This is a genomic window from Streptomyces sp. CBMA29 (assembly GCF_014596445.1).
Taxonomy (GTDB): Bacteria; Actinomycetota; Actinomycetes; order Streptomycetales; family Streptomycetaceae; genus Actinacidiphila.
The window spans coordinates 1-18,912 of the sequence record NZ_MECL01000200.1 but is presented as its reverse complement, the minus strand read 5'-3'; the positions used below and the strand labels follow the sequence as shown (position 1 = coordinate 18,912).

Below are 18,912 nucleotides of genomic sequence, written 5' to 3'. Positions count from 1 at the left end.
GCCGCGGGCCGCCGCGCCTTCCGCGAGGGCCGCGCGGGCCGTTTCGAGCAACGGCCCGAGTTCTGCCGGTCCTTGGCGGCCCCCGGCCAGTTGTGGCTTCGCCATGAGTCGTTGCCGCCTGTCGTCGCCGGTGCCTCTGCGTACTCAACGACGCCGGACACCAACGGGTATCGCCCGCCGCGCGCTCACCCCGCGCAGGGCCTTGTCTTCAGGGGCGCGGCCCCTGTGCGCTCACCCTGCGCAGGCGTTGTCTTTAGGGGCGCGGCCCCCGGGCGTTCACCCTGCGCAGGGCGTGTCTTCAGGGGCGCGGCCCCCGGGCGGTCCTTCTGCGGGGGCGCCGGCCACGGTTTTTAGGGGCGCGGGGAACTGCGCGGCCCGCCCCCACCGGGCTTTCAGCCCGAGAACAACAGCATCTGCCCCACTGGGGCCGGTTTTTCACCCGCGCCACCGCGCGGGCTGAGCGCGCAGTTCCCCGCGCCCCTAAAAAGATCGGCCCGCCGCACCCGGCAGAGCAGCCGTCCCAGGGCCGCCCCTAAAAGACCGGCCCACCGCACTCGGCGGAGGAACCGTCTCAGGGGGCTGGGCTACCAGGTAGACCTGATGCGCGCGGCACGCGAGAGGTCGTCGAGGCGGTCGGTGAGGGCGCGACGGAAGGCGGGGATGAGGGTGGGGTCGGACAGGGCGGTGCGGCCGAGTTGGAGGGCGGATTCGGTGACGACCTCCGAGGGGAAGCCGTAGCGGCTGATGGCCTCGGCGATGGCCGCGCCGCGACGGCCGGTGACGGCGATGGCGTCGGGGTAGAAGCGCGGGACGAACGGGCTGAGCAGAGCGTCCTGTTCGGGGTGCCAGAAGCCCTGGGCGGTGGCCGCGAAGAGGTAGTTGGACAGGGTGTCGTCGTGGAACATCGACGCCCAGGCGGCCTCCTTGGCCTCCTCGTCCGGCAGGGCGGCCCGGCAGCGGACGGCGCCCTCACGGCCGGTGCCGCTGGGGTCACGGGCCAGCTCGGCGTCGATGTCGGCGGCGGTGGCGTGCCCGAGGACGGCGAGCCGCAGCAGCGCCTTCCAGCGCAGCTCGGCGTCGAGGTCCGCGGCGCCGGGAATCTTGCCGTCGTCGTACCACTCGCGCAGTACGGCCGCCTCGCCCGCGGTGACGGCGCTGTCGATGAGGGTACGGGTGGCGGTGAGCCGGACCCCGGGGCCGCCGTCGGCGAGCAGGGCCCGGCTGGTGGCGGCGAGCTTGCCGAGGGCGTCGGGGCGCAGCGCGGGGTCCAGGTAGCGGTCGGCGACCTGCGTACGCGCGAAGGTGAGGACGGCCTCGACCAGCGCCGGGTCGGTCTCGGCGGGCAACTGCCGTGCGACCAGGGCCAGATAGTCGCGCGGGGCGATCTTCGCGTCGCGTACGAGATCGCGGGCCGCGCACCAGGTGACGGCCCGGCTGAGCGGTTCCGGCAGCGCGCTGAGCGTCTCCTCCAGCGTCTCCCAGGTGTGTTCGTCGAAGCGGACCTTGGCGAAGGAGAGGTCGCCGTCGTTGAGCAGCACCACATCGGGCCTGGTGCCGGGCAGTTCGTGCGCGCTGACCGCGGCGCTCGCGTCGATGTCGACGGTGAGCCGGTCGCGGGGTACGAGCCGCGCGGGGTCGTCGGCGGCCCGGTCGTACAGCCCGACGGCGATCCGGTGCGGCCGGTCTCCGCTGTGGCTGATCTCCAGCCGCCAGCCGCTGTCGGAGGTGGCCACGGTGGCGGGCGTGAGCGTGTCGACGCCGCTGGTACGCAGCCAGGCGGCGGCCCAGCCGGGCACGTCGCGTTCGGTGGCGCCGGCCAGCGAGTCGATGAAGTCGGCGAGGTTGGCGTTGCCGAAGCGGTGCCGGGCGAAGTGCTCGTTGATCCCGGCGAGGAAGTCCTCCTGGCCGAGCCAGGCGACGAGTTGGCGCAGCGCGGAGGCGCCCTTGGCGTACGAGATGCCGTCGAAGTTGTTGAGCGCGGAGGCGGTGTCGGGGACGGCCTCGGGGTCGGGGGCCACGGGGTGGGTGGAGGGCCGCTGGTCGGCGTCGGTGCCCCACGCCTTGCGGGCGACGGCGAAGTCGGTCCAGGTGCCGGTGAAGTCGGTGGCCTCCGACAGGACTTGGAAGCCCATGTACTCGGCGAAGGACTCGTTCAGCCAGATGTCGTCCCACCAGCGCAGCGTCACCAGGTCGCCGAACCACATGTGCGCCATCTCGTGCGCGATGACGACGGCCCGGAACTGCGCCTCGGTGGGCGTGAAGGCCGAGCGGAAGACGAACTCGTCGCGGAAGGTGACCAGTCCGGGGTTCTCCATCGCGCCCGCGTTGAACTCGGGGACGAACGCCTGGTCGTAGGAGTCGAAGGGGTACGGCTCCGCGAACAGCTCGTGGTAGCGGTCGAAGCAGCGCCGGGTGATGTCGAACAGCTCGTCGGCGTCCCGGTCCAGGTGCGGGGCGAGCGAGCGGCGGCAGTGCAGGCCGAAGAGGAGCCCGGCGTGCTCGGTGCGGACCGAGTGCCAGGGTCCGGCGGCGACGGCGAGCAGATACGTGGAGATCGGCGGGGTCGCGGCCGTCGTCCAGCGGCCGTCTCCGGCGGGCGTCTCGCCGGTACGGGTGGCGAGCGTGTTGCCGAGGACCGTCCACTGCGGCGGCGCGGTCACCGTGACCTCGAACACGGCCTTGAGGTCGGGCTGGTCGAAGGCGGCGGCGACGCGCTGCACGTCCTCCATGAAGAGCTGGGTGTAGAGGTACGTCTCCCCGTCGGCGGGGTCGGTGAAGCGGTGCATGCCCTCGCCGGTGTGCGAGTACCGCATGTCGGCCTCGACCCGCAGCTCATGGTCCCCGGCGGCGAGGCCGGGCAGCGGGAGGCGGTTGTCGTCCAGCGTGGCCGGGTCGAGCTCCGTGCCGTCGAGCACGACGCGGCGCAGTGCGGCGGGCTTGACCTCCGCGAAGGTGTCGCAGGCGCGGTCGGCGGTGAAGGTGATCACCGAGGTCGAGCCGAAGACGTCCTCCCCTCGGGTGAGATCGAGGTCGATCGCGTAGTGGCGGACGGTCAGATCGCTGGCGCGGGTCTCGGCCTCGGCGCGGGTCAGAGCAGGCATGCCGCACATGCTGCCGCACGTCGGCGGCTCCGTCACCTGGTACCCCCGCGAGGCCGCCGCCGCGGGACGCCGGGGCCGCCGATGGCGGCGACAACGGCGCGGGCCGACGCGTAGGCTCGGTGGGTACGGGGAGGTGGTCATGGCCGAGCAGGCTGGACCCGGCGCATCGTCGACGGCCGGTGGCGGGGCCATCGTGCACGGTTTCCCGCACATCGACACGGTGCGGTCCGCGCTCACCGCGCTCTACCGGCGGCTGTCGGGCGACGGGGTGGCCAGGTTCGCCACCAGCGTCCGTCCCGAACTGGTGGACTTCCCCGCGGACGAGGACCTGTATCTGGGCGCGCAGCGGGTGGCCCGCGTCATGGTGCAGCACTTCCGGCTGCCGGACGCCCGGATGGTCGTGAGCTTCCGCGACATGGTGCACGCGGGCAATGTGGAGCTGGCCGCGGGACCCGAGTACTTCATCGAGCTGCACTCGCGGTTCAGGACCGACCGGCGCGATGTCGGGGCGGCGCTCGCCCACGAGGTCATGCACGTCTACCTGCACCGGCTCGGTCTGGAGTTCCCCGGCACCCGGGACAACGAGATACTGACCGACACCGCTACCGCGTATCTGGGCGCGGGCTGGCTGCTGCTGGACGCCTACCGCGAGGAGGCGGCGATCCGCGGTGAGCGGCTGATGATGTCGGCGTACAAGCTCGGCTATCTCACGCCGGAGGAGTTCGGCTACGTGCTGGCCAAGCGCGCGGTGGCCTTCGGTGACGACATCGAGCCGTGGTTCCGCAGCGCCCAGGCCCGCGACGCCTACCGCGCGGGGCTGGCCCGCGCCCAGCAGGACGTGCGCCGCGCTCCCCTGGCCGAGGCGGGCTGGGCGGCCCGCCGCCGGTACGCCAAGGACCGTCGCGCGCTGGCCTCCGGCCCGGACTACACCTTCGAGGCCGCGCCCTCCGGCACGGTACGGGTCTCCTTCCCGTGCCCCACCTGCTTCCAGCGCGTCCGCGTCCCGTGCCGGGGGCGGCTGCGCGCCCGGTGCGCCCTGTGCAAGACGGAATTCGACGTCGACGCGTGACCCTGCGCGGGGGCGCGGCACCGCCCCCGCGAGGGGAAAAGCACAACGCCCGCCTCCTTGGTCGGGGAGTGGCGGACGCTGTGTTTTCCCCCTTGCGGGGGCGGTGCGCGTCCCGCACGCCATTGTGCGGAACGGGTGGGACAGGCAGGGGCCCGTGTGGCCTGGACGTCAGACCATGAGGGGCCGGTCGGTCGGGCGGATGGGGGCGTGCAGGGCCGAGGCCAGGCCGGTGAGGTAGGAGTCGACGGCCTTCGCGGCGGAGCGGCCCTCGGCGATGGCCCAGACGATGAGCGACTGGCCGCGCCCGGCGTCACCGGCGACGAAGACACCGTCGACGTTGGTCGCGTACGAGGCGTCGCGGGCGATGTTGCCGCGGGCGTCCAGCGCGAGTCCGAGCTGGTCGACCAGGCCGTTGGACTGGTCGGTGCCGGTGAAGCCCATCGCGAGGGTGACCAGTTCGGCCGGGATGACCCGCTCGGTGCCTTCCTGCGGGACGAACTTCCCCTCCTGGAAGGCCACCTCGACCAGGTGCAGCGCCTTGACGTCGCCGTTCTCGTCGCCCTCGAACTTCATGGTGTTGACGGCGTAGACCCGCTCGCCGCCCTCCTCGTGCGCCGAGGTCACCTTGTAGACGGCGGGCATCGTCGGCCACGGCTGGCCCGCGGGCCGGTCGTCGGACGGCCGCGGCATGATCTCCAGTTGGGTGACCGAGGCCGCGCCCTGCCGGTGGGCGGTGCCGACGCAGTCCGCGCCGGTGTCGCCGCCGCCGATGACGACGACGTGCTTGCCCCGCGCGGTGATCGGCGGGGAGACGAAGTCGCCCTCCTGCACCTTGTTGGCCAGCGGCAGGTACTCCATCGCGAAGTGGATGCCGCCCAGCTCGCGGCCGGGTGCGGGCAGGTCGCGGGAGACGGTCGCGCCAGCCGCGATGACCACCGCGTCGTACCGCTTGGCGAGCTTGGCCGCGTCGAGGTCGACGCCGATCTGCACACCGGTGCGGAATTTGGTGCCCTCGGCGCGCATCTGCTCGATGCGCCGGTTGATGTGCCGCTTCTCCATCTTGAACTCGGGGATGCCGTAGCGCAGCAGCCCGCCGATCCGGTCGGCGCGCTCGTAGACCGCGACGGTGTGCCCGGCGCGGGTGAGCTGCTGGGCCGCGGCCAGTCCCGCCGGGCCCGAGCCGATCACGGCGACGGTCTTGCCGGACAGCCGGTCCGGCGGCTGCGGGGTGACGTCGCCGTTGTCCCACGCCTTGTCGATGATGGTGACTTCGACGTTCTTGATGGTGACGGCGGGCTGGTTGATGCCCAGCACGCAGGCCGACTCGCACGGCGCGGGGCACAGCCGCCCGGTGAACTCCGGGAAGTTGTTGGTGGCGTGCAGCCGCTCGCTGGCCTCGGTCCAGTCCTCGCGGTAGGCGTAGTCGTTCCACTCGGGGATCAGATTCCCCAGCGGACAGCCGTTGTGACAGAACGGGATGCCGCAGTCCATGCAGCGTCCGGCCTGCTTGCTGATGATCGGCAGCAGGCCGCCGGGGACGTAGACCTCTTTCCAGTCCTGCCTGCGCTCCTCGACCGGGCGGGTCGGAGCGGTCTCACGCGGGGTGGTGAGGAAGCCCTTGGGGTCAGCCATTTGCCGCCTCCATCATCTTCGCGGTGGTCTCGGACTCGGAGAGTCCGGCCTGCTCGGCGGCGTTCTTGGCGGCGAGCACTGCCTTGTAGTCCCTCGGCATGACCTTGCCGAAGCGGGTGAGGGCGCCGCCCCAGTCGGCGAGCAGCCGCTCGGCGACGGTGGAGCCGGTCTCCTCGAAGTGGCGGCGCACCACATCGTGCAGCCACGTGATGTCGCCCGCGTCCAGAGACTCGACGCCGACCATCCCGAAGTTGATCGCGCCGGGGTCGAGGTCGAGGACGTAGGCGATGCCGCCGGACATACCGGCCGCGAAGTTGCGCCCGGTGGCGCCGAGGACGACGGCCCGGCCGCCGGTCATGTACTCGCAGCCGTGGTCGCCGACGCCTTCGGAGACGACGGTCGCGCCGGAGTTGCGGACGCAGAACCGCTCGCCGGTACGGCCGCGCAGGAACAGCTCGCCGCTGGTCGCGCCGTACGCGATGGTGTTGCCCGCGATGGTGGAGTACTCGGCGAGGTGGTCGGCGCCGCGGTCCGGGCGGACCACGACCCGGCCGCCGGACAGGCCCTTGCCGACGTAGTCGTTGGCGTCGCCTTCGAGCCGCAGGGTGACGCCCCGGGGCAGGAACGCGCCGAAGGACTGGCCGGCGGAGCCGGTGAAGGTGACGTCGATGGTGTCGTCGGGCAGGCCCGCGCCGCCGTACTTCTTGGTCACCTCGTGGCCGAGCATCGTGCCGACGGTGCGGTTGACGTTGCGGATCGGCACCTGGGCGCGGACCGGGGCGCCGGACTCCAGCGCCTCGGCGGCGAGCCGGATCAGCTCGTTGTCCAGGGCGCGGTCCAGGCCGTGGTCCTGCTCGACGGTGCGGTGCAGCACCGCGCCCTCGGGCAGCTCCGGCACGTACAGCAGCGGGGCGAGGTCGAGGCCCTGCGCCTTCCAGTGCTCGACGGCGTGGTCGGCGTCGATCAGCTCGGCGTGGCCGACCGCTTCCTCGATGGAGCGGAAGCCCAGCTCGGCGAGGATCTCGCGGACCTCCTCCGCGATGAACTCGAAGAAGTTCACCACGAATTCGGGCTTGCCGGTGAAGCGGTCGCGCAGCACCGGGTTCTGGGTGGCGACGCCGACCGGGCAGGTGTCGAGGTGGCAGACGCGCATCATGACGCAGCCGGAGACCACCAGCGGCGCGGTCGCGAAGCCGAACTCCTCGGCGCCGAGCAGCGCGGCGATCACGACGTCCCGGCCGGTCTTGAGCTGGCCGTCGGTCTGCACGACGATACGGTCCCGCAAGCCGTTGAGCAGCAGCGTCTGCTGGGTCTCGGCCAGGCCCAGCTCCCAGGGTCCGCCCGCGTGCTTGAGCGAGGTGAGCGGTGAGGCGCCCGTACCGCCGTCGTGTCCCGAGATCAGGACGACGTCCGCGTGGGCCTTGGACACACCGGCCGCGACGGTGCCGACGCCGACCTCGGAGACCAGCTTGACGTGGATGCGCGCCTTGGGGTTGGCGTTCTTCAGGTCGTGGATGAGCTGGGCGAGATCTTCGATGGAGTAGATGTCGTGGTGCGGCGGCGGCGAGATCAGGCCGACGCCCGCCGTGGAGTGCCGGGTGCCGGCGATCCACGGATAGACCTTGTGGCCGGGGAGCTGACCGCCCTCGCCGGGCTTGGCGCCCTGGGCCATCTTGATCTGGATGTCGTCGGCGTTGACCAGGTACTCCGACGTCACGCCGAAGCGGCCGGAGGCGACCTGCTTGATGGCGCTGCGCCGGGCCGGGTCGTACAGCCGGTCGGCGTCCTCGCCGCCCTCACCGGTGTTGGACTTGCCGCCGAGCTGGTTCATGGCGATGGCCAGCGTCTCGTGCGCCTCGCGCGAGATCGAGCCGTACGACATGGCGCCGGTGGAGAAGCGCCTGACGATCTCGGAGACCGGTTCGACCTCGTCGATCGGGACCGGGCCGCGGTCGTTCTTCAGCCCGAACAGGCCGCGCAGCGTCATCAGCCGCTCGGACTGCTCGTTCACCCGCTGCGTGTACTGCTTGAAGATGTCGTAGCGCCGGGTGCGGGTGGCGTGCTGGAGCCGGAAGACGGTGTCGGGGTCGAACAGGTGCGGTTCGCCCTCACGGCGCCACTGGTACTCGCCGCCGATGTCGAGCCTGCGGTGCGCGGCGGCGATGCCGGACAGCGGGTACGCCCTGGCGTGCCGGGCGGCGACCTCCTGCGCGACGACGTCGATGCCCGCGCCGCCGATCTTGGTGTCGGTGCCGTGGAAGTAGCTGTCGACGAAGTCGGCTTCCAGGCCGACCGCCTCGAAGACCTGCGCGCCGCGGTAGGAGGCGACGGTGGAGATGCCCATCTTGGACATGACCTTCAGCACGCCCTTGCCGAGCGCCTTGATCAGGTTCTTCAGCGCGGTCTCGACCTCGACGCCGGGCAGGAAGGTGCCCGCCCTGACCAGGTCCTCGACGGACTCCATGGCCAGGTAGGGGTTGACGGCCGCGGCCCCGTAGCCGATGAGCAGCGCCACGTGGTGCACCTCGCGCACGTCGCCCGCCTCGACGAGGAGGCCGACCTGGGTGCGCTGCTTGGTGCGGATCAGGTGGTGGTGCACGGCGGAGGTGAGCAGCAGCGAGGGGATCGGCGCGTGCTCGGCGTCGGAGTGCCGGTCGGAGAGCACGATCAGGCGGGCGCCGTCCTCTATGGCGGCGTCGGCCTCGGCGCAGATCTCGGCGAGCCGGGCGGCCAGCGCCTGGCCGCCGCCGGTGACCCGGTAGAGGCCGGACAGGGTGGCGCCCTTGAGTCCGGGCAGGTCGCCGTCGGCGTTGACGTGGATGAGCTTGGCCAGCTCGTCGTTGTCGATCACCGGGAACGGCAGGGTGATGTTGCGACAGGAGGCCGGGCTGGGCTCCAGCAGGTTGCCCGACGGGCCGATGGTGGAGATCAGCGAGGTGACCAGTTCCTCGCGGATGGCGTCCAGCGGCGGGTTGGTGACCTGCGCGAAGAGCTGGGTGAAGTAGTCGAAGAGCAGCCGGGGGCGCTCGGAGAGCGCGGCGATCGGCGAGTCGGTGCCCATCGAGCCGAGCGGTTCGCCGCCGGTCCTGGCCATCGGCGCGAGGATGATCCGCAGCTCTTCCTCGGTGTAGCCGAAGGTCTGCTGGCGGCGGGTGACCGAGGCGTGGGTGTGCACGATGTGCTCGCGCTCGGGCAGGTCGGAGAGGTTGATCAGCCCGGCTTCCAGCCAGTCGGCGTACGGGTTCTCCGCGGCGATGCCCGTCTTGATCTCGTCGTCCTCGACGATCCGGTGCTGGACGGTGTCGACCAGGAACATCCGGCCTGGCTGGAGGCGGCCCTTGCGGATCACCTTCTCCGGGGCGATGTCCAGGACGCCGGACTCGGAGGCGAGCACGACCAGGCCGTCGTCGGTGACCCAGTAGCGGCCGGGGCGCAGTCCGTTGCGGTCGAGGACCGCGCCGACGACGGAGCCGTCGGTGAAGGTGACGCAGGCCGGGCCGTCCCAGGGCTCCATCAGCGTGGAGTGGTACTGGTAGAAGGCGTGCCGCGCCGGGTCCATCGACTCGTGGTTCTCCCACGCCTCGGGGATCATCATCAGCACGCTGTGCGGCAGCGACCGGCCGCCGAGGTGCAGCAGTTCCAGCACCTCGTCGAAGGACGCGGTGTCGGAGGCGCCGGGCGTACAGATCGGGAAGATCCGCTCCAGGTCGCCGCCCTGAGCAGCGCCCGCCGGGCCGAAGAGGTCGCTGGCGAGCTGCGACTCGCGGGCCCGCATCCAGTTCCTGTTGCCCTTGACGGTGTTGATCTCACCGTTGTGCGCGACGAAGCGGTACGGGTGGGCGAGCGGCCAGCTCGGGAAGGTGTTGGTGGAGAAGCGCGAGTGGACCAGCGCGATGGCGGTGGCGAACCGCGGGTCGGACAGGTCGGGGAAGAACGGTTCGAGCTGCCCCGTGGTCAGCATGCCCTTGTACACGATCGTCCGCGCGGACAGCGACGGGAAGTACACGTCCGCCTCGCGCTCGGCGCGCTTGCGCAGGACGAAGGCGGGCCGGTCGAGGTCGATGCCGGAGGCGTCACCGGCGGTGTCGGCGACGAAGAGCTGCGAGAAGTACGGCATGGTCGAGCGAGAGGTGCTGCCCAGCAGCTCGGGGGCGACCGGGACCTCGCGCCAGCCGAGTACGGCCAGGCCCTCTTCTGCGGCGATCCGCTCGATGGCGTCGACGGCTTTGGCGCGGTCCTCGGTCTCGACGGGGAGGAAGGCGAGGCCGACCGCGTAGTGGCCCTGGTCGGGCAGCGCGAAGCCGGCGGCCTCGCGCAGGAAGGCGTCCGGGATCTGGAGGAGGATGCCCGCGCCGTCACCCGAGTCGGGCTCGGCGCCGGTGGCACCACGATGCTCCAGATTGCGCAGAACGGTCAGCGCCTGCTCCACGAGCCCATGGCTCGCCTCGCCGGTGAGGGTGGCCACGAAACCGACGCCGCAGGCGTCGTGCTCGTTGCGGGGGTCGTACATCCCCTGCGGGGCGGGGCGCCCGTCCATGAACGCGGAACGCGAACGCATGGCTCTCCCGTCGTCGTCTTTGGCTTGTATGCATTGCCTGTTCCCAGGCATGCGCAACAGGGACGACGTTGGCCCTCTGCGATTTCGTGCAGGTTACATGATGGACGAGTGTTCGAGAAGCGGATACTCAGTTCCAGCATGTGGACATAATGAGGGGTGGAGCGAACAGATCAGGCCAGCGCCGTGTCGGAGGTTTTCCGGCCGGGTCCAGCGCGCTGCCGGGCCGCTTTCTGCCGGTGCGCCACCGGGTAATGCCCCGTGCGACGGCTACTGAAACGACGGGGAAACATGAGGCTTGTGGCCGCTGGTTTCCTGTGGGTTTCCCGAGTCCGGTGGAGCGGGCGCACGGGCCATCGCCGATCACCCGATCGGAGCAGTCGGCCGACCGCAGCGTCAGCCGTTCAGACCGTTGGGACCGTTCAGACCGGTCGGACCGTTGGGAGCGGTCAGCCGACCGCTGTGCCGATGAGCGCGCCCAATACGAAGGTAACCCCGCCGGCCGCCGCGCCCAACAGCAGCTGCCGAACCCCGCTGTACCACCAGGAACGCGCGGTCACCCGGGCCACGGCCGCACCACAGCCGAACAGTCCGGCCAGCGCGAGGACCGCCGCGGGCCACAGCGAGTCGCCGCCCAGCAGATACGGCAGTACGGGCAGCAGGGCGCCCAGCGCGAAGGCGACGAAGGAGGAGGCCGCCGCGACCAGCGGCGACGGCAGGTCGGTCGGGTCCACGCCCAGTTCCTCGCGGGCGTGTATCTCCAGCGCCCGCTCCGGGTCGGCGGAGAGCTGCCTGGCCACCTCGCGGGCGAGCTTCGGATCCACACCGCGCGACACGTACAGCTCGGCCAGCTCCCGCAGCTCCGCCTCCGGGTGGCGGCGCAGCTCGATCCGCTCGACCTCCAGCTCGGCCTCGACCAGCTCCCGCTGGGAGGCCACCGACGTGTACTCCCCCGCCGCCATCGAGAAGGCGCCCGCCGCCAGGCCCGCGAGCCCGGTCACCACGATGGTCCGCGACGAGACGTCGCCGCCCGCCACTCCCGTCATCAGCGCCAGGTTCGACACCAGGCCGTCCATCGCGCCGAACACCGCCGGGCGCAGCCAGCCGCCGCTCACGTCGCGGTGCGAGTGGTGCGGTACGTGATACGGCGCCGCCGTCGTCTCCTCGACAGCCGTTGACATCCGTCCCCACCCCTCCCCCTGGCGCACCCCTCAGGAGCGCGCACCCCGCCACAACGAATTCGACCGTACGCGCGAATCCGGCATGCCGCCAGCAAGGAAAGGCTGCCCTGACCTGCCCTTTCTCCCCGAGAGGGTGCGCCGCCTTCGCGCAGGGCCTTGCCTTGAGGGGCGCGGGAGGCACCTCCCAGCGCCCCCGAAAAGATCGGCGTGCCGCCCTGACAGGCCGGCCGCAGGTCGTCAGAGGGCCTCTGAGGCTCGCTTCGGTTCGACGGAACCGACGGAATCGACGGAAGCCTCGTCCTCGACGGAGGAGGAGGAGGAGTCGACCGCGTCGACCGCGTCAACCGCGTCGTCCGGGTCGGACGACGACGGCGAGGCGTCGTCGGGGCCCTCGCCGGAGGCGAGAGGTTCGATGTTCTCCTCGCGACCGGGCCGCTTGCGGCCCACGACGACGAAGTACACGACGGCGCCGATGAAGACGATGATCGCGGTCCAGTCGTTGAGCCGCATGCCGAGGATGTGGTGGGCGTAGTCCACGCGCATGTGCTCGATCCAGGCGCGGCCCACCGTGTACGCGGCGACGTAGAGGGCGAAGGCCCGCCCGTGGCCGAGCTTGAAGCGGCGGTCGGCCCAGATGACCAGCAGGGCGACGCCGACGCACCACAGGGACTCGTACAGGAACGTCGGGTGGTACGTGGCGATGTCCGGCGTGCTCTCCGGCCGGTGCGCGGGGTCGATCTTGAGGCCCCAGGGCAGCGTGGTCGGGCCGCCGTACAGCTCCTGGTTGAACCAGTTGCCCCAGCGGCCGATGGCCTGCGCGAAGGCGATGCCCGGCGCGATGGCGTCGGCGTAGACCGGCAGCGCGATCCCCCGGCGGCGGCAGGCGATCCAGGCGCCGAGCGCGCCGAAGGCGATGGCGCCCCAGATCCCGAGGCCGCCCTGCCAGATCTTGAAGGCGTCGACCCAGTCCTTGCCGCTGGTGAAGTACAGCTCGTAATCGGTGATCACGTGGTACAGCCGGCCGCCGACCAGGCCGAAGGGCACCGCCCACACGGCGATGTCCGCGACCGTGCCCGCCCGGCCGCCGCGGGCGATCCAGCGCTTGCCGCCGAGCCATACGGCTACGAAGACACCGATGATGATGCAGAACGCGTAGCCGCGCAGCGGAATGGGTCCGAGGTGGACGACTCCGTGCGACGGGCTGGGGATGAATGCGAGTTCCATGGCAATCACCGACGCTACCTTGCCGGGCGGGAAGTGCGGCAACCCGCCCGGCTACGTATGGATAACGGCCGGGACTCCTGCGGCCCCGCGGGGGAAATCCCCGCGGACGCCGAAAGTCCCGGAATCACGCCTCAGGAGGCCCCTCAGCGGGCCGCTCAGGAGGCCGGAGTGGTGGTCACCGCACCCGCCTTTTTGCCCTTGTTCGCGTCCGTGACCATCTGCTTCAGCGAGTCGGGCGTGAGATTGCTGTTGCTCCCGTAGACGCTCTTGCCGTTGAGCAGGATCGTCGGCGTGGAGTTGTAGCCGGACTTCCCGAAGGCGCTGTTGGACGCCTTCACCCAGCTGTTGTGGGTGCCGCCGTTGACGCACGCGGTGAAGGTCGGCGTCTTCAGGCCGCTGACCTTGCCCGCCAGGTCGAGCAGGTGGTTCTTGTCGGAGAAGGTGTCGCTCTGCTCCTCCGGCTGATTGTCGTACAGCACATCGTGGTAGGCGCGGAATTTGCCCGCGTCCTGGGCGCAGGCGGCGGCATTGGCGGCGTCCAGCGAGCCGGAGCCGCCGAGATTGCCGTCGATGAGCGTCACCAGGTGGTATTCGGTGCGGATCTGCCCGCTGTCCTCAAGGCTGTGGATGGTCGGGGTGAAGGACTTCTCGAAGGCGTCGCACGCCGGACAGCGGAAGTCCTCGTAGATCGACAGCACCGAGGGCGCGTCGGCGGCGCCGACGGGGATGACGAGACTGTCCTTCCCGATGGCGCCCTTGGGTGCGGCGGCCGGGGTGGAGCCGCCGCCGCTGTCCTTGTGGTCGGCGACCACCACCCCGATCACGGCGGCGATCGCCAGCACGGCGACCACCGCGCCCGCGACCACCATGGTGCGCCTGCGTCGGGCGCTGGCCTTCTCTTTTTCACGCTGTTCGTACAGGGCCTCGCGGGCGCTGCGCTTTCCGTCTCGGTTCTTCTGGCTCACATCCCTGACCAACGGTGCGGGAGGGCACTTCAGCGCCTTCCCGCACCGCGATTCGCCCCATCGTGTTACGCGGGGGCCGGTCGTACGGGGCGCGGCCGGTTCCTTCGTGTTCCTTCGTACGGTCGCGGCCGGTGCCGTCAGCCGCGCTCGCGGACGCCCGCGGCCAGTTCCGCCGCCAGTTCCCGTACGGCCGTGAGGGCCGCGGGCAGGTCGCCGTCCGCGTCGAGGATCCGCTTGACGAAGGCCGATCCGACGATCACACCGTCGGCGAAGGCCGCGACCTCGGCGGCCTGCACCGCGTTCGACACGCCCAGGCCCACGCAGACCGGCAGGTCCGTGGTGGCGCGGGTGCGGCGGACGAGGTCGGACGCCTGCTCGCCGACGCTCTCCCGCGTGCCGGTGACGCCCATCAGGGAGGCCGCGTAGACGAAGCCGCTGCCCGCCGCGGTGATCTTCGCCAGCCGCTCGTCACGGCTGGAGGGGGCGACGACGAAGACGGTGGCCAGACCCTGCTGCTCGGCCGCCTTCCGCCATCCCTCGGACTCCTCGACCGGCAGGTCGGGCAGGATGCAGCCCGCGCCGCCCGCCTCGGCCAGCTCGGTCGCGAACCGCTCGGCGCCGTAGCGGTCCACCGGGTTCCAGTACGTCATGACCAGCACCGGCTTGCCGGTGGCCTGGTGCGCCTCGCGTACGGTGCGCAGCACGTCGGCGATCCGCACGTGGTTCTTGTTCAGCGCGATGTCGTCGGCGGTCTGAATGACCGGCCCGTCCAGCACCGGATCGCTGTGCGGCAGCCCGACCTCGACGATGTCCGCGCCGCCCTCGAAGGCGGCCTTCACGGCCTCGATCCCGCCGTCCACGGTCGGGAAACCGGCGGGCAGATACGCCACGAGCGCGGCCCGCCCCTCGGCCTTGGCGTCGGCCAGTGCCCGGTCCAACAGCTCTACGTTCCCGCTCACTTGACCGCCACCTCGTTGTCCTCGTCGACCTCGGCGGTCGCGTCGTACAGCCCGAAGTAGCGGGCCGCCGTGTCCATGTCCTTGTCACCGCGGCCGGAGAGGTTGACCAGCACCAGGCCCTCGGGGCCCAGCTCGCGGCCGATCTCCAGCGCCCCGGCCAGGGCGTGCGCGCTCTCGATGGCGGGGATGATGCCCTCGGTACGGGACAGCAGCCGCAGGGCCTGCATCGCCTCGTCGTCGGTGACCGCGCGGTATTCGGCGCGGCCGATGTCCTTGAGGTACGAGTGCTCGGGCCCGACGCCGGGGTAGTCCAGGCCCGCCGAGATCGAGTACGGCTCGGTGATCTGGCCCTCGTCGTCCTGGAGGACGTAGGAGCGCGAGCCGTGCAGGATGCCCGGCTCGCCCTCGGTGAGGGTGGCCGCGTGCTCCCCGGTGGCCACGCCGTGGCCCGCGGGCTCGCAGCCGACCAGCCGGACCCCGGCGTCGGGCAGGAAGGCGTGGAAGAGGCCCATGGCGTTGGAGCCGCCGCCGACGCAGGCCACGGCCGCGTCGGGCAGCCGGCCGGTGCGCTCCAGGAGCTGGCGGCGCGCCTCGACGCCGATCACCCGGTGGAAGTCGCGGACTAGCGCGGGGAAGGGGTGCGGTCCCGCGACCGTGCCGAACAGGTAGTGCGTGCGGTCCACGTTGGCGACCCAGTCGCGGAACGCCTCGTTGATGGCGTCCTTCAGCGTCCGGCTGCCGGAGGTCACCGAGACCACCTCGGCGCCGAGCATCCGCATCCGCGCGACGTTGAGCGCCTGCCGCTGGGTGTCGATCTCGCCCATGTAGACCGTGCAGTCCAGGCCGAACAGCGCGCAGGCGGTCGCGGTGGCGACGCCGTGCTGGCCGGCGCCGGTCTCCGCGATCACGCGGGTCTTGCCCATCCGCTTGGTCAGCAGCGTCTGGCCCAGCACATTGTTGATCTTGTGCGAGCCGGTGTGGTTCAGATCCTCCCGCTTGAGGAAGATCCGCGCCCCGCCCGCCTGTTCCGCGAACCGGGGGACCTCCGTGAGGGCGCTCGGGCGGCCCGCGTAGTTGGCCATCAGGTCGTTCAGCTCGGCCGCGAAGGCGGGGTCGGTCTTCGCCTTCTCGTACTCGACGGCCACCTCGTCCACGGCGGCGACCAGCGCCTCCGGGATGAACTTGCCGCCGAACGCGCCGAAGTATCCGGCGGGGGTGGGGACGGATCCGTCCGGATCCGGATGGAAGAAGTCGTGCGTTTCTGGCATGGGGTATCCCTGGATGTGCGCCGTCAGGCGCGGGTGAAAGGGGGGACGCGTACGCGGGTCCGTGCCGTGCGTACGTGGCTCTGCTCGCGGCTCAGCCGCGGCGCCATCGCCTGCCGTTCACCTGGCCGGGCTCGCACCCGATCACGTACCGCACCCGGCGCCCCAGCACCCTGCGCGCCGGCGCGCGGCAGCCGCGGGGGCGGCAACCGGGGGCGAGACGCGCGGCCAGGGACATGCGCCCGAGTCTAGCCCTCCGGGCAGGTCCCCCCTCCCAGTGCCCGCCCCTCCGGGTGCGTTCGGCCAACGCAGGGCCTCGCTTTGAGGGCCGCGGTGCCGCGCGGCGCCTTCGCGCAGGGCCTTGTTTTCAGGGGCGCGAGGAACTGCGCGGCCAGCCCCCACCGGGCCGGTGGCCCCGAGACAACCGAACTGCCCCGCTGGGGCGGGTGGTGACCTGCGGGAGCGTCGTGGCTGGCTGCGCAGTTCCTCGCGCCCCTAAAAAGACCGGCTCGCCGCCCAGACGAAAGGCGGTGTGCCCCGTCAGGGGCGCGAGGAACTGCGCGACCAGCCCCCACCCGGCCGGTGGCCCGGCGACAACCGAACTGCCCCGCCGCGGCCGGTGGTGACCTGCGGGAGCGTCGTGGCTGGCTGCGCAGTTCCTCGCGCCCCTAAAAAGACCGGCTCGCCGCCCAGACGAAAGGCGGTGTGCCCCGTCAGGGGTGCTGGGTGGGGCAAGGTCCTGGGTAGGGAACCCTCCCCCGGAGGGGGGTCAGCGGCCGAAGCGGAGGGCCGGGTGGGCACCGGCGGCCACGAGATCAGCGACCGCGGCACGCGGATCCTTGCCGGTGACGAGCGACTCGCCGACGAGCACGGCGTCGGCGCCGTCGTTGGCGTAGGCGATCAGGTCGTGGGGACCACGGACCCCGGACTCGGCGATCTTCACGATGTGGTCGGGAATCTCGGGCGCGACACGGGCGAAATTCCCGCGGTCGACCTCAAGGGTCTTGAGATTACGCGCGTTGACCCCGATAATCCTCGCCCCGGCGTCCACCGCCCGCTCGACCTCCTCCTCGTCGTGCACCTCGACGATCGGGGTGAGGCCGATCGACTGGGCGCGCTCGACGAGCGAGACAAGGGCGTCCTGGTCGAGCGCGGAGACGATCAGCAGCGCGAGGTCGGCACCGTAGGCGCGGGCCTCCCAGAGCTGGTACGCGGTGACGATGAAGTCCTTGCGCAGGACCGGGATGTCGACCTTGGCGCGGACCGCTTCGAGGTCGGCGAGGGAGCCGCCGAACTTCCGCTCCTCGGTGAGGACGCTGATCACGGCGGCGCCGCCCGCCTCGTAGTCGGCGGCGAGCCCCGCGGGGTCGGCGATGGCGGCCAGCGCGCCCTTGGAGGGGCTGGACCGCTTGACCTCGCAGATCACCTTGACGCTGTCGCCGCGCAGGGCGGCCACCCCGTCCTTGGCGTCGCGCGCCTTGGTGGCCCGCTCCTTGAGTTCGTCGAGGGTGACGCGGGCCTGCCGCTCGGCGAGGTCAGCGCGGACTCCGTCGATGATCTCGTCGAGCACACTCACGCGAGAGCTCCCCTTCCGGACCGGGTTCGTACAGCGAAATGATCAAGCCAATGGTGGGAACCACCGACACTCCGATGGTATCGGGCGCCGGGCGCAGTGCCCGCATCCGGGGATTCCCGGTCCCACCACCTGGACAAACATGCCCCGGAGGCGGGCAGGTCAGGGGATCAGCGCCGCGCCGAACGGCAGGTTCCGGACAACGGTGAAGACCAGCGCCAGGGCGAGGAGCGCCCTGCCGTACGCCGGGCGCAGGACGGGTTCGAACGGTCTGCCGCGCAGCCTGCGGGTGAACCAGACGGCCCACACGACGGCGAAGACGACGTATCCGGCCACCGCGAGCGCGTTGCAGCCAAGCGCCGTGCCGAAGTGGCCGTGGGCGACGGCGTAGGCGCTGCGCAGGCCGCCGCAGCCGGGGCAGTAGATCCCGGTGTAGTGCAGCAGCGGGCAGGCCGGGTAGTGGCCGGGCGTGTTGGGGTCGACGGCGCCGACGTACGCGAAGGCGCCCGCCACCGCGCCGAGGAGGGCGAGCGGTACGGCGGTGCGCGAGGCGGCGCCGAGGGCCGCTCCGGGAGCCGTCCCGCGCGCCGCCGTGGGGGCCTGACCCGCCGTGTCGTGAATCACATCGCCGATTCTGCCCCCGGACGCACGAAGGCGCAGCGCGCGGACCCGGAGGTCGGCGGCTGCGCCCGGCGGGCGGGACCGGATGGGGTCAGGCGCTGGCGGGCGCCTCCGCGGGCGACTCCGTGTGCGTCGTCGCCTCCGGGGTGCGGACCTCCTGCGCGGCGTGGGCGCGGGCGACCCGTACCTCGGGTGACTCCTTGCTGCCCAGGCCCATGAGCTTCATCGCACCGCCGACGACGGGACCGAGCAGGATGACGCCCATGCTCACCCAGAAGGGGACCGGCTGGGCGGCGACCATGAACACGCCTCCGGCACAGAAGCCGATGAACGAGATGATCGAGCCGGTCCACGCGGCGGGGGTGTGGCCGTGGTCGTGATGGACCGCCATGAGTGCTCCCTGAATCCTCTCGGTCGGTGGCGTCCTTTCGCCGCCGACTTCGTCTTCCATTGTTGCGCGTGTCCCGGGGTTGTTTTGCACGGGGGTGAAAAGGGCGGGGAACGGGCGGGCGAGGAACGCGCGGGACCGGTCAGCCGGGGGTCTGCGTGGGGTCCTCGCCGCGGTCCAGAGCCTTCCACAGGTCCTCGGCCCGGTCGGGGTCGATGGGCGCGGGCGCGGCGGCGGCCCGGCCGCGCAGTGAGGGGCGGCTGCCCGGCCGGTCGTAGCGGCTGGACATCGCGGGCCAGGCGTGGCCGTAGCGCAGTGCGAGCAGGCCCGCGAGGAGCAGCAGTGCGCCGCCGGCGACGGCGACCAGCGGCCAGCCGGT

General features: G+C 71.6%; 14 protein-coding genes. 1 reads left to right on the top strand and 13 read right to left on the bottom strand.

Going from position 1 to position 18,912, the window contains the following annotated elements; translation table 11 throughout:
• Positions 1-584: 584 nt before the first annotated feature.
• Positions 585-3,101, bottom strand: coding sequence for an aminopeptidase N (gene pepN, locus BGM09_RS27100; protein ID WP_188284332.1), 2,517 nt, complete (start codon positions 3,099-3,101; stop codon positions 585-587).
• 139 nt (positions 3,102-3,240) lie between these two features.
• On the opposite strand from pepN, the gene BGM09_RS27095 reads away from it, so the two are divergent.
• Positions 3,241-4,170 (top strand): hypothetical protein, encoded by a 930-nt coding sequence (locus BGM09_RS27095; RefSeq protein WP_188284331.1) that lies wholly within the window; start codon positions 3,241-3,243, stop codon positions 4,168-4,170.
• Between the two features lie 168 nt (positions 4,171-4,338).
• Here BGM09_RS27095 and BGM09_RS27090 read toward each other — a convergent pair whose 3' ends face one another.
• The 12 genes from BGM09_RS27090 to BGM09_RS27040 form a co-directional block, all read right to left on the bottom strand.
• Positions 4,339-5,802, bottom strand: a complete 1,464-nt coding sequence (locus BGM09_RS27090; RefSeq protein ID WP_188284330.1) for a glutamate synthase subunit beta — start codon at positions 5,800-5,802, stop codon at positions 4,339-4,341.
• On the bottom strand, positions 5,795-10,360 hold the full coding sequence (gene gltB / locus BGM09_RS27085) for a glutamate synthase large subunit (protein WP_188284329.1): 4,566 nt from the start codon (positions 10,358-10,360) through the stop codon (positions 5,795-5,797). Before gltB ends, BGM09_RS27090 begins: the two co-directional genes overlap by 8 nt.
• Positions 10,361-10,806: 446 nt before the next feature.
• A complete protein-coding gene (locus tag BGM09_RS27080) occupies positions 10,807-11,538 on the bottom strand; it encodes a VIT1/CCC1 transporter family protein (RefSeq protein ID WP_188284328.1) in 732 nt (243 codons plus the stop codon).
• A 237-nt stretch (positions 11,539-11,775) separates the two neighbouring features.
• The gene (gene lgt / locus BGM09_RS27075) at positions 11,776-12,762 is read right to left on the bottom strand and encodes a prolipoprotein diacylglyceryl transferase (protein ID WP_188284327.1); all 987 of its coding nucleotides are present in this window, start codon (positions 12,760-12,762) and stop codon (positions 11,776-11,778) included.
• 155 nt (positions 12,763-12,917) lie between these two features.
• A complete protein-coding gene (locus BGM09_RS27070; protein WP_188284326.1) occupies positions 12,918-13,727 on the bottom strand; it encodes a DsbA family protein in 810 nt (269 codons plus the stop codon).
• A 137-nt stretch (positions 13,728-13,864) separates the two neighbouring features.
• The gene (gene trpA / locus BGM09_RS27065; protein ID WP_188284325.1) at positions 13,865-14,686 is read right to left on the bottom strand and encodes a tryptophan synthase subunit alpha; all 822 of its coding nucleotides are present in this window, start codon (positions 14,684-14,686) and stop codon (positions 13,865-13,867) included.
• Positions 14,683-15,954, bottom strand: coding sequence for a tryptophan synthase subunit beta (trpB, locus tag BGM09_RS27060; RefSeq protein WP_188284324.1), 1,272 nt, complete (start codon positions 15,952-15,954; stop codon positions 14,683-14,685). The genes trpA and trpB overlap by 4 nt, the downstream gene beginning before the upstream one ends.
• Before the next feature lie 91 nt (positions 15,955-16,045).
• Positions 16,046-16,189 (bottom strand): tryptophan biosynthesis modulator TrpM, encoded by a 144-nt coding sequence (trpM, locus tag BGM09_RS39225; protein WP_411158373.1) that lies wholly within the window; start codon positions 16,187-16,189, stop codon positions 16,046-16,048.
• A 531-nt stretch (positions 16,190-16,720) separates the two neighbouring features.
• The gene (trpC, locus tag BGM09_RS27055; RefSeq protein ID WP_188284323.1) at positions 16,721-17,527 is read right to left on the bottom strand and encodes an indole-3-glycerol phosphate synthase TrpC; all 807 of its coding nucleotides are present in this window, start codon (positions 17,525-17,527) and stop codon (positions 16,721-16,723) included.
• A gap of 159 nt (positions 17,528-17,686) precedes the next feature.
• A complete protein-coding gene (locus tag BGM09_RS27050; RefSeq protein WP_317452911.1) occupies positions 17,687-18,148 on the bottom strand; it encodes a DUF2752 domain-containing protein in 462 nt (153 codons plus the stop codon).
• Between the two features lie 88 nt (positions 18,149-18,236).
• Positions 18,237-18,536, bottom strand: a complete 300-nt coding sequence (locus tag BGM09_RS27045; protein WP_188284322.1) for an HGxxPAAW family protein — start codon at positions 18,534-18,536, stop codon at positions 18,237-18,239.
• Between the two features lie 139 nt (positions 18,537-18,675).
• Positions 18,676-18,912, bottom strand: a 237-nt coding sequence (locus tag BGM09_RS27040; RefSeq protein ID WP_188284321.1) for a Trp biosynthesis-associated membrane protein, incomplete at its 5' end; no start/stop codon positions are given.